This is a genomic window from Alcaligenes sp. RM2, assembly GCF_052931795.1.
This window is the reverse complement of record NZ_JBRFIO010000002.1, coordinates 219,497-231,197: the sequence shown is the minus strand read 5'-3', so window position 1 is coordinate 231,197 and position 11,701 is coordinate 219,497. Positions and strand designations below refer to the sequence as shown.

At 57.9% G+C, this 11,701-nt stretch carries 8 protein-coding genes; 4 read left to right on the top strand and 4 right to left on the bottom strand.

Annotated features, from left to right (window positions below):
• Positions 1-24 precede the first annotated feature (24 nt).
• Positions 25-2,277, top strand: a complete 2,253-nt coding sequence (locus tag ACU6HM_RS07885) for a TonB-dependent receptor (RefSeq protein ID WP_250756664.1) — start codon at positions 25-27, stop codon at positions 2,275-2,277.
• A 158-nt stretch (positions 2,278-2,435) separates the two neighbouring features.
• Here ACU6HM_RS07885 and ACU6HM_RS07880 read toward each other — a convergent pair whose 3' ends face one another.
• From ACU6HM_RS07880 to ACU6HM_RS07870, 3 genes are all read right to left on the bottom strand, one after another.
• The gene (locus tag ACU6HM_RS07880; protein WP_250756663.1) at positions 2,436-2,984 is read right to left on the bottom strand and encodes a GNAT family N-acetyltransferase; all 549 of its coding nucleotides are present in this window, start codon (positions 2,982-2,984) and stop codon (positions 2,436-2,438) included.
• Between the two features lie 118 nt (positions 2,985-3,102).
• A complete protein-coding gene (gene cueR, locus ACU6HM_RS07875; protein ID WP_009463760.1) occupies positions 3,103-3,579 on the bottom strand; it encodes a Cu(I)-responsive transcriptional regulator in 477 nt (158 codons plus the stop codon).
• A 198-nt stretch (positions 3,580-3,777) separates the two neighbouring features.
• The gene (locus ACU6HM_RS07870; protein WP_369326224.1) at positions 3,778-4,779 is read right to left on the bottom strand and encodes a 2Fe-2S iron-sulfur cluster-binding protein; all 1,002 of its coding nucleotides are present in this window, start codon (positions 4,777-4,779) and stop codon (positions 3,778-3,780) included.
• A 327-nt stretch (positions 4,780-5,106) separates the two neighbouring features.
• Here ACU6HM_RS07870 and ACU6HM_RS07865 point away from each other — a divergent pair, with 327 nt between their 5' ends.
• From ACU6HM_RS07865 to ACU6HM_RS07855, 3 genes are read left to right on the top strand one after another with little or no spacing between them, the layout of a single operon-like run.
• Positions 5,107-6,315, top strand: coding sequence for an efflux RND transporter periplasmic adaptor subunit (locus tag ACU6HM_RS07865; RefSeq protein ID WP_369326223.1), 1,209 nt, complete (start codon positions 5,107-5,109; stop codon positions 6,313-6,315).
• Positions 6,312-9,488 (top strand): efflux RND transporter permease subunit, encoded by a 3,177-nt coding sequence (locus tag ACU6HM_RS07860; RefSeq protein ID WP_446763633.1) that lies wholly within the window; start codon positions 6,312-6,314, stop codon positions 9,486-9,488. Before ACU6HM_RS07865 ends, ACU6HM_RS07860 begins: the two co-directional genes overlap by 4 nt.
• A 14-nt stretch (positions 9,489-9,502) precedes the next feature.
• Complete coding sequence (locus ACU6HM_RS07855) at positions 9,503-10,978, top strand: efflux transporter outer membrane subunit (RefSeq protein WP_446763632.1); 1,476 nt, start codon at positions 9,503-9,505, stop codon at positions 10,976-10,978.
• Positions 10,979-11,086: 108 nt separating this feature from the next.
• Here the strand turns inward: ACU6HM_RS07855 and ACU6HM_RS07850 are convergent, their stop codons facing one another.
• Entirely contained in the window at positions 11,087-11,617 is a 531-nt protein-coding gene (locus ACU6HM_RS07850; RefSeq protein ID WP_446763631.1) for a MarR family winged helix-turn-helix transcriptional regulator, read from the bottom strand.
• Positions 11,618-11,701 lie beyond the last annotated feature (84 nt).

Here is an 11,701-nt window from a genome sequence, read left to right as displayed (position 1 = left end):
CCCCGCCACATAAAGGAAACTGGCATGTACACACCACGCCACAATGGGACGTTTGCGCCCTCGATACGTAAAATCGGCAGTTCCAGCCGCTCCGGCTTTGCCCTGGACCGCACTTTCAGCGCCGTGCAAATAGCATTAATACTGGGTTTGGGAGCCAGCGCGCTGGCCTTGATGGCCTCGCCTGCGCAGGCACAAAACAGTACGGCTGCCCAGGCCGATGGAGTCGTCACCCTGCCATCCGTTACCGTCAAAGGCCAGCGCGACAAGACCGTCGAGAGCTACGCCGGTGGACAAGTTGCCACTGGCGGACGTGTCGGTTTGCTGGGCACCAAAGACTTCATGGAAACACCCTTCAACACCATCAGCTATACCGAGCAATACATAGCCGATCAACAGGCGCGTGACATCAGCGAAGTGATCGCCAAAACCGACCCCAGCGTGTTCATGAGCGGCATCGCAGGCGAGAGCAACGAAAGCTACTCCATCCGCGGCTTCCGTTCCGATGTGGGTGATGTCACCGTCAACGGTCTGGCCGGGATGGGCGGCTACTACCGCAACTCGCCCGAAGCCTACGAGCGCGTCGAGGTCCTGAAAGGCCCCTCGGCCCTGCTTAACGGTATGCCGCCCAAAGGCTCGGCAGGCGGCGCCGTCAACCTGGTCACCAAACGCGCCGGCGACGATCCCCTGTTTCGCGTAACAGGCAGCTATATGTCCGACTCGCACTTTGGTGGCCACGTGGATCTGGGCCGTCGATTTGGCGAGGACAAGCAGTTTGGTGTACGCCTGAACACAGCCTACCGCGATGGTGAAATTGCCGTCAAAGACCAGGACAAGAAAATTACCCAGACCTCTTTGGGCCTGGACTGGCGCGGTGAGCGTGTCCGCTTGTCTGCCGACCTGTTTCACAGCAAAGACCGCGCCTACGGCCTGACGCGCGGCCTGACCTTGAATCCCGGCGTAGAACTGCCCAAACCACCCAAACCCGATGTGTCGTGGAACCCGCCTTGGGCTTTTTACGACACCACCGATAAAGGCGCCATGATCCGTGGCGAGTTCGATCTGAACGATCAATTCACCGCTTACGCCGCCGCCGGTATCAGCCGTACCAAATTCAGATCCAATATGGGCGCTGGTCAGGTGATCAATAACGCAGGCGACTTCCGGATCAACTTCAGCGGCGTGGCCGACGAGATGCGGCGCAAAACCGCTGAAGTGGGTCTGATGGGTAAGCTGCAAACCGGCCCGGTCAGCCATCAATTCGCGATCAACGCCACGCAGTACAACGAAGACTACGACCTGAGCGGCTTTCGCAACTTGCTGCCCACCGCATGGGAAACCAATATCTACGATCCCGTCTGGGGCCCAGAGCCTTCCTTGCCGAACAATATTCCGCTGATCAGCACCACTAAAACTCGCTTGAAGAGCATCGGTTTTGCTGACACCCTGTCCTTTGCCGAGGACCGCGTACAAGTGACACTGGGCGCACGCCGTCAGCAAGTGATCAACGAGAGCTTTAACGGCACCACCGGCCAGCGTACAGGCGAGCGCTACAAGGAAAGCGCAACCACTCCCGCCGTCGCTTTCCTGGTGAAAGCCACTGATCAAGTCTCGGTCTACGCCAACTACATCGAAGGCTTGTCCCAAGGCGCGATTGCTCCCAACACCGCCGCCAATGCAGGTCAGGTTTTTGCCCCCTTCAAAACCAAGCAGAAGGAAGTGGGCCTGAAGCTGGATCTGGGTGACTTTGCCCATACCCTGGCCTTGTACGAAATCAAGCGCCCCGGCAGCTATACCGACCCATTTACCAACGTGTTCTCCTTTGGTGGCGAGCAACGCAACCGGGGCATTGAATGGGGCTTTTTCGGCTCCCCCATGGAAGGTGTTCGCTTGATGGGTGGCGTGGCTTACTCCGATCCGGAAATCACCAAAGCCGCCAACCCGGCTGAAGAGGGCCGCCAGGCCACGGGCCTGCCCAAGTGGCAAGCCAAGCTGGGCGTGGAATGGGATGTACCCAACTTGCAAGGTCTGACCGTGATGGCCAACGCCTCCACCTCATCCAAGCAATACCTGAGCGCGGACAACTCCCTGTCCATCCCCGGCCATACCGTGTTTGATCTGGGCGCACGCTATCGCACCAAGATCTCCGGCCGTCCGCTGACCTTGCGGGCGACGGTGAATAACGTAGCGAACAAAGCCTACTGGGCCAAGCCGCACTTCACCAGCCTGGGTGTGGGCGCACCACGGACTTTCATGTTGTCAGCAACGATGGATTTCTAAGCTGAAGAGCTGAATTTGATGACAGGGCCTTGTTGCAGCTGAGTGGTGTGACAAGGCCCTTATTTGATGACAAGCAGATGCTGCCATCGGTATTTTCAGGTGAGCTCACCAGCGGTCGACTCACCAGTCAGCTAAGTGGCGTACAAGTGAGCAATTTCTTAAGCCACGAAGCACAACAGGTGAATATCTTCCGGGTCCAGCGCAAATAAACGCGGGTCTGGCTCTGGCGCGATTTCAAAGCCGTGAGCCATATAAAAATCCACCGTATTCACCGAAGGCGTGGCCGAGGCATAGACCGCCTTTGCGCCCCACTTCACAGCCTGCTTCTTGGCCTGATCCAGCAGCCATACGCCCATCCCCTGCCCGCGCAAGGACTGGCTGACATGCAGAAAGAACAACTGACGCCACTCCCCCTGTGGTCCCAAGGGCAGGCTGTCCAGGCCGACGGCGGCCAGCAGGCTATCACCCTTGAATACGCCCATGAACCAGGAGCCTCGATGAAAAGCGTCCTCATGTTCCGGGTGATATTTCTCCGGGTCACCTTCCGGCCAACCCTGCAAATCAATATCAGCCGCTTGCTTGTGCAAGACGCCATCGCGCAGCTCGTACAAACCGTCAATCCGTTCACTACGGTCTATAGACCACAACAGATTCAGTTCGGTTTCTTTCAAAGGGCGCAGCGTCAAGCCTGGAGGTAAAGAGGGCATGGTAATCAAGGTGATGTATTTCGGGTTTGTAGAGGATTGAATCCGCCTCAACGCTCAACCAGGGAACTCGCCTGGCCAAGTCCCGCATGAAACTTGCCCCCTGGGTGAACGCGCCCGATTATAGGCGTACATCGCTCTGAATGCCTCGGCGAACAGGACGGCGCAAGACCGTAGCAGCTCGCAAATCGGGCTGTGGATCACGATCCTCTGCCTGCGCCAGCGTACTTAAAATCGAGCAGTCAGGCTGTTCATCACCCGGACAACAACCAATGGATGCTTCCAGCGCCAAGGCCATGTCCTGCATGTTTTTAATGCGGCTGCTCAGCTCAGTCAGATGCTGTTGCGCGACCCGCTTTACATCTGCACTCTGACGCGACGGGTCGTGCCACAGGCTCAGCAAATCACCAATGGCTACCATGGAAAATCCCAGATCGCGAGCACGTCTTATAAAGCGCAAGCGCTCCACATCTTTTCGGCTATACGTCCGGTAACCCGCAGCAGTGCGCTCGGTTTCCGGGATAAGGCCAATCTGCTCGTAATAACGAATCATTTTGGCCGACACTTTGGATACCTTGGAGGCTTCACCAATATTCATCTTGCTCCCCTTGCTCAATGAAAGGACTCGAAAGTCGGGTGTCAGTGATGGCAAAAGGTGGCAGGCCTTGTCCAAAGCCCCATCAGTCTTTTCTGCCTGCCCAGGCCTGTGTTGCCAGCACTGACAACACACAGTGTGAAGATTCCCACGGTAGGAAGGTCAAGCGCCCGCGTGGCCCAAGCCTCCGGCTCCAGAACGCTATGGCGTAAAAAATACATCCACATGCAAATCCTGCACTTTCAAACCGCGCTTGAGCACCATGCCCATCGTGGCATCCACCATGGATGGCGAGCCCGCCACATAAACCTTCCAACCGCTTAAATCAGGCTGATCGTGGCCAACGATATCGGTGACAAGCCCCCGGCGATAGTGAGTGGCCGGTATCCCGGAGATGACAGGAGTAAAAGCCAGATTGGGGTATTGGCGCTCCAGCGCCCGGAAGTCATCAATAGCATATAAATCCCGCAGTTCGCGCGCTCCAAAATACACATGAATGGGCTGATTCATGCCACAGGCCAACGCCGTTTCAACAATCGATTTGATAGGGGCCAGGCCCGTGCCTCCCGCAATGCACAAGATAGGGCCGCCATGCCCCTCGCGCAGATAGGAGGAGCCGCGAGGCACGTCCAGGCTGAGCTTCTCGCCCGGCTGAAGCACGGTGTGCACATACGAAGACGTCACCCCACGGGGAACACGGCGTATGTGAAACTCCAGCTCGGGTGCACCAGGGCGGTTGGCCATGGAGTAACTGCGCACGGGCGCCTGTCCGAATTTGATATCCGCGTACTGACCGGCAAAAAACATCAGAGGCTCAGGCTCATCCAGACGGATACGCACAAGGCGCACATCGTGCGTCAGTTCTCGCAACTCGGACACCGTGCCGGTCACGCTACGCGAGGGTGCCAGCCCCCGTACATCATCCGTGCCAATCCAGTCTACGGTCACATCACTTAAGGGGATCGCCCTGCAGGCCAGAATCAGACCGCGGGCTTGCTGCTCCTCGGTCAGGGCAAAGCGGGAGTGCTCCAGCCGGTCAATTTGCCCATCAACCAGCCGGGTTTTACAGCCCCCACAACGTCCCAGACGACAGCCATGCGGATAGGCCAGGCCGCTTTGCAAGGCGGCCTGCAAAATGTTTTGCCCCTCCTGAGCGGCGATCTGCTGACCGGTCTGACGGATAAGAATTGTTTTGCTGCTCATTGCTGCCCCCTTCACGTATAGCCCCACGGGCCACGCATTGCTCTCAGTTCCCGCCCGGTTCTGGTTGACCAATAGGGATCTGGCTGTCTCATTCTTGTATTTGACATGGCGACTCCACACAAAGTTGTTGTTTAACGACACAAAAGGCTTATTTCTCAATGCCTTGTGAACAAGCTAAAGCTTCCAACGATTGGAGAGTCAACACCTTCAACAAGGTGTGCAGACAAACCTTGACCTTCCAATCGTTGTAATGCCTAGCCTTGGCTAACAACTTTGCACAGACGCTTCGGAAGGGCCGAAGCCCTGCTGCAAGAAAGGGATACAGCCATGCGTCGAACATTCAAATTTGCTTTAGCGGCAAGCGCCATCGCCGCCATCGGAACCGCCTACGCTGCCCGCGATGGTTCCGATCATAAAGACAAGGCAGCAGAACCGCCACCAGAAGCCGCCAGTACGCCCGCAGGCCCCAGCGTGCCTGTTGCTCAAGTTCTGGAGCGCAGCATTCTTCCCTCTACGGATTTCACCGGATTTCTTGCCGCCCCTCAATCGGTAGAACTACGTTCGCGCGTAAGCGGCGCGGTCGAAGCGGTCAGCGTCCCGGAAGGCAGTCTGGTACGTAAAGGGGAGGCTTTATTTCATATAGACCCGCGCCCCTTTCAAGTGGCTCTGGATACAGCCACAGCGCAATTACGTCAGTCCGAGGTTCTGGCCAAACAAGCGCAAGACGATCTGAACCGGGTACAGAAACTGGTCGAGACCGGCGCCGTTTCCCGCAAGCAATACGATGATGCACTGGCCATACGCAACGCCCAGCAAGCTCAGGTCCAGGTTGCCAAAGCAGCGGTCGCCGCCGCGCAGCTGGACCTGTCCTACACCCATATCCGCTCGCCCATCTCGGGTCGGGTAGACCGGGTCCTGGTCACGGCAGGCAATCTGGTCAATGGCGGCGCCACTGATCAGGCCAGCCTGTTGACCACCATCGTCTCCACAGACCCTTTGTATGCGTACTTCGACATAGACGAAGCCACCTACCTGAAAGCCATCCGCCAGACCCGCCCCGAAAAGGATGACAACACCTCCGGGCTACCCGTTTCCGTTGGACTGGCAACAGATCAGAGCTTCCCATATCAGGGGACACTGGACTTTGTGGGAAACCAGATTGATCGCAGCACCGGAACCGTACGGGCGCGCGCAGTCATTCCCAATCCCGACGGCATGCTGGCCCCCGGTTTGTTTGCACGCGTCAGACTGGCTACAGGGGCAGAACAGGCCGCTATCTTGATTGACGATCAGGCCTTGGGCACTGATCAAGGGAAAAGATATGTACTGGTTGTAGACCAGAACAATCAAGCCCAATACCGCGTGGTCGAACCTGGACCGATGGTCGATGGTTTACGTGTCATTAAAAGCGGTCTGCAAGCAGGTGAAAAAGTCATTATCAAAGGCTTGGTACGCCCCGGCATGAGCATCGCTCCTCGCATGGTTTCCATGCAGGCGGGCAATGAGACGGTACGCCCCGCGGAGGCCCAACCATGAAGTTCCCTCACTTTTTCATCGCCCGGCCCATCTTTGCCATCGTGCTGTCCTTGCTGATGCTGATCGCCGGTGCCATGGCCTTCTGGCAACTGCCGCTAAGCGAATATCCGGCAGTCACGCCCCCTACCGTGCAGGTAACGGCCAAGTATCCAGGTGCCAATCCAGAAGTCATTGCCGACACGGTGGCCGCGCCGCTGGAACAAGCTATCAATGGCGTGGAGAACATGCTGTACATGAACTCCCAAATGGCGACCGACGGCCAGATGGTCCTGACCATCGCCTTCAAGCAGGGAACGGATGCCGACATGGCACAGATCCAAGTGCAGAACCGGGTTTCTCGCGCCCTGCCCCGTCTGCCCGAGGAGGTTCAACGCATCGGCGTCGTCACCCAGAAAACCTCGCCTGATGTGCTGATGGTAGTCCATCTGGTCTCCCCGGAAAAACGCTACGACTCGCTGTATCTGTCCAACTTTGCCATCCGGCAGGTACGAGACGAACTGGCCCGCCTTCCTGGGGTGGGTGATGTGCTGGTTTGGGGAGCCGGTGAATACTCCATGCGCATCTGGCTGGACCCGTCCAGCGTGGCAACACGTGGGCTGACTGCCAGTGACATCGTGGCGGCCTTGCGCGAACAGAACGTGCAGGTCGCTGCCGGTTCGGTGGGGCAACAGCCCAATACGGACTCGGCCTTTCAAGTCACCGTCAATACCTTGGGGCGCCTGTCCACGGAAGAACAGTTTGGTGAGATTGTGGTCAAGACGGGCGAGGACGGACAAGTGACCCGTCTGCGCGATGTAGCCCGAGTCTCTTTGGGGGCCGATGGCTACACACTGCGCAGTTTGCTTAATGGCGAATCCGCCCCTGCCCTGCAAATCATTCAAAGCCCAGGTGCCAATGCCATTGATGTCTCCAATGCGGTACGCGCCAAGATGCAGGAACTGCAAGGCGGTTTTCCGCAAGACATTGAATACCGCATCGCCTATGACCCGACAGTGTTCGTTCGGGCCTCCTTGCAATCCGTGGCCATCACCTTGCTGGAAGCCGTCTTGCTGGTGGTGATTGTGGTTGTCCTGTTTCTGCAAACCTGGCGTGCTTCCATCATCCCGCTGGTCGCCGTGCCGGTGTCCCTGGTAGGCACCTTCGCCTTGATGCATATCTTTGGTTTCTCCCTGAACACGCTCTCGCTGTTCGGGCTGGTCTTGTCCATCGGCATCGTGGTTGACGATGCCATTGTGGTGGTAGAGAACGTGGAACGGCACATGGCGCTGGGCGAGTCGCCCAAGCAAGCGGCCTTCAAAGCCATGGATGAAGTAACCGGCCCGATTATTGCCATCACATCCGTTTTGGCAGCGGTCTTTATCCCCTCCGCGTTTCTATCCGGACTGCAAGGCGAGTTTTATCGACAGTTCGCCCTGACGATCGTGATTTCCACCATTTTGTCGGCCATCAACTCCTTGACCCTGTCGCCCGCGCTGGCCGCCATCCTGCTCAAACCTCATCACAGCAAGACACGTCCAGATTGGCTGACACGGCTGATCGATACCCTGTTTGGCGGATTCTTCCGCCTCTTTAACCGTTTCTTTGACCGCGCTGCCGGCTCTTACGTAGGGACAGTGCACCGTGCAGTCCGTGGCAGTGCGATTGTTCTGGTGTTGTATGTCGGCTTTGTGGGTCTGACCTGGCTGGGTTTTCACCAAGTACCCAACGGCTTTGTGCCCGCTCAGGACAAGTACTTTCTGGTGGGCATCGCGCAGCTTCCTAGCGGAGCCTCGCTGGACCGCACCGAAACGGTGGTCAAGCAGATGTCGAACATTGCCCTGTCCGAGCCGGGCGTGGAAAGTGTGGTCGCGTTTCCAGGCCTGTCCGTCAACGGGCCGGTCAATGTTCCCAATTCCGCTCTGATGTTTGCCATGCTCAAGCCTTTTGACGAACGTCAGGACCCCTCGCTTTCTGCCAACGCCATCGCCGGCAAGCTGATGGGCAAGTTCAGCCAGATCCCTGACGGATTTTTGGGGATTTTCCCGCCGCCACCTGTGCCCGGACTAGGCGCCATGGGTGGCTTCAAACTGCAAATTGAAGACAGAGATGGTTTGGGCTTCGAAGCTCTGGTGCAGGCACAAGGGCAAATCATGGCCAAAGCCATGCAGGCCCCGGAGCTGGCCAATATGCTGGCTAGTTTTCAGACGAATGCCCCCCAGTTGGACGTGGAGATTGACCGAGTCAAAGCCAAGACCCTGGGCGTATCCATGACAGACGTATTCGAGACCTTGCAGATCAACCTAGGATCGCTGTATGTCAACGACTTCAACCGCTTCGGGCGCACTTACCGCGTCATGGCACAGGCTGACGCGCCATTCCGCGCCCAGGCTCAGGACATTGGTCTGCTGAAAGTACGCAGTAATAAAGGCGACATGATTCCCTTGAACGCCTTTGTCACCCTGACCGAAGGCTCCGGCCCCGACCGGGTGATCCGCTACAACGGCTTTCCCTCCGCCGACATCAGTGGCGGCCCTGCCCCTGGCTACTCATCCGGGCAGGCCACAGACGCGATCGAAAAAATCCTTAGGGAAACCTTGCCCGAAGGCATGGTCTACGAATGGACAGACCTGGTCTATCAGGAAAAGCAGGCCGGCAACTCCGCCCTGTACATATTCCCTCTGGCCGTCCTGCTGGCCTTCCTGATTCTGGCCGCGCAATACAACAGCTGGTCCCTGCCCTTTGCCGTCTTGCTGATCGCCCCCATGGCCCTGCTCTCGGCCATAGGCGGTGTCTGGCTATCCGGTGGCGACAACAACATCTTCACGCAGATTGGTTTTGTAGTACTGGTCGGGCTGGCCGCCAAAAACGCCATTCTGATTGTGGAGTTTGCCCGCACGCAGGAAGAGGCGGGAGCTGACCCATTGACGGCCGTCCTGGAGGCCGCCCGGCTACGGCTGCGCCCCATCTTGATGACCTCTCTGGCCTTTATCGCTGGCGTGGTTCCCCTGATGCTGGCCAGTGGAGCAGGTGCAGAAATGCGCCACGCCATGGGGGTGGCCGTGTTCGCCGGCATGTTGGGCGTCACCCTGTTCGGCCTGCTACTGACCCCTGTGTTCTACGTGCTGGTGCGCAAACTGGCACTGCGCCGCCAACAGCGCCGGGCCCCTGACCGCAACGACCAGCAACACGCATGAAGCCAAGGACAAGCATGAACATGATTTTCCCCTCTCTACCCCGCGTTCGACGCCTCAGCCCCCTTGCCCTGGCATTGATACTGACAGGCTGTACGCTGGCCCCCAAGTACGAGCGGCCGGCAGCCCCTATCGAGGCCACGTATCCCGCTTCCCCCCTTACTACGGAAGAGGCTAGCTCTGCTGCAGTCATCGCTGCAGAAATAGGCTGGCGCGACTTTTTCCGCGACCCGCTACTACAGCAACTGATAGAAATTTCACTGGCAAACAACCGCGACTTTCGTACAACAGCTTTAAATGTCGAAGCGGCACAGGCGCTGTATCGCATTCAGCGCGCCAAACTGCTACCAGATCTAGGGGCGGCCGCCAGCGGTGCCTCCGAGCGCCTTCCCGCCGACCTAAATCCAACTGGCACCAGCCAGCTTAATCGTCGCTACGAGGTGGGCGGTGTCAGCACAGCCTGGGAGCTGGATCTATGGGGCCGCATCCGCAGTCTGAACGAACAGGCACTGGCCCACTATCTGGCCCTGGATGAAACTCGCGTAGCGGCCCAAACCAGCCTGATCGCCGAGCTGGCCAATACCTATCTGACGCTGCGGGCCGACCAGGAGCTGCTACGTCTGAGCAGCGACACGCTGGCAACGCAACAGCGCTCCTACGAATTAAGTCGCCAGTTAAAGGAACTGGGCCATGCCACCCAACTGGACCTGCGCCGCGCGGAAGTCGCTCTGCGACAGGCAGAATCCAGCTATGCCGCCTATAGCCGCCAGGCAGCCCTGGATCGCAACGCTCTGGTCCTGCTGTTGGGACAAGCACTCAGTGCCGATCTATCCAGACAGCTGGATGAGGCGGTTACGCTGCCCGATCAGATCCTTGTGGCGGATCTACCTGGCGGCCTGCCCTCCGACCTGCTAGTACGCCGACCCGACATTCGGGCTGCCGAGCAAACCCTTCGAGGCGCCAACGCCCATATTGGCGCAGCACGAGCTGCTTTTCTTCCTACCATCAGCCTGACTGGGTCCATCGGAACCGCCAGCGCTTCACTGGAAGGTCTGTTCGACTCGGGTACACGGGCCTGGAGCTTTTTTCCCAGCATTAATCTGCCCATTTTCAAGGGGGGTGCCCTGCTGGCAAATCTGGATGTCGCCCATGTGCGCAAACGGATAGAAATCGCCCAGTATGAAAAAACCATTCAGGTCGCTTTCCGGGAAGTGGCGGACGGGCTGGCAAGCAAAAGCCTGCTGGACCAGCAGATCCAATCCGAGAAGCTGGCGGTCACGGCCAGCCTTGAGGCTCAAACCCTGGCCGAGCAACGCTTTCAGGAAGGTATGGACGACTACTTGAGCGTTCTGGATGCATATCGCAGCCTGTACAGCAGCCAGCAAACACTGGTCAGAACGCGCCTGGCACGACTGAGCAATCTGATTGATCTGTACAAGGCTTTGGGGGGTGGGTGGAAGGAGTACACAAACTCGGCGGATCACAACACTTGAACCTCGCTTTTGTGCCCGAGGCAGGACAGCATGTGCATGGCGTGATGGATGGACCTCCCGCTCTGGCCCTGACACTGCTCTAGCAGTGCCAGGACACCACGGTTGATCTTAACGATTCCGACGGGCCCGCTCCTGCACGACGTTACTTTCCAGCATCAATACCGCCCGGCTAGTAACCCGATCCAGCATGCTGCTCAGGGCCGACAGTTCTGCTGCACTCAAATCCTGAAAGATCTCCTCGTTCAAGGACGCAACAACCGGCATAACCTCCTCATAACGCTGCATCCCCAATTCCGTCACCGAGACATGCACAACACGCGAGTCTTTGGTATCGCGCGTCCGCTTTAGCAAACCTTTCTCGCACAAAGTACTGACCGCTCGTGAGCAACGAGCGGTATCCAATGCTGCCGCCTCGGCCAAAGCCGTGCCTGTCAAAGCAGGATGCATGTTGGCAATCGCCAGAATGCGCCATTCACGGCGAGTGATATTGAAACGCCCCTCGCACAAGCGAATAAAAATCGGATTACTGGCAGACCAGGCTCGATACAGCTGGAACATCATCATGGCCGGCAGCGTAAGGGGCGCCGCACTGCCTGCAGTGCTTGCCAAGGCAGGGGAAGGCTTGGGGGAGCTGACCATGGGATGACCTTTAACCTTGAAGATACTTGATTAGAACAACTATCAGCCCCCTTGGTAAGCTGCGGTAAAAACTGATGGAAATCA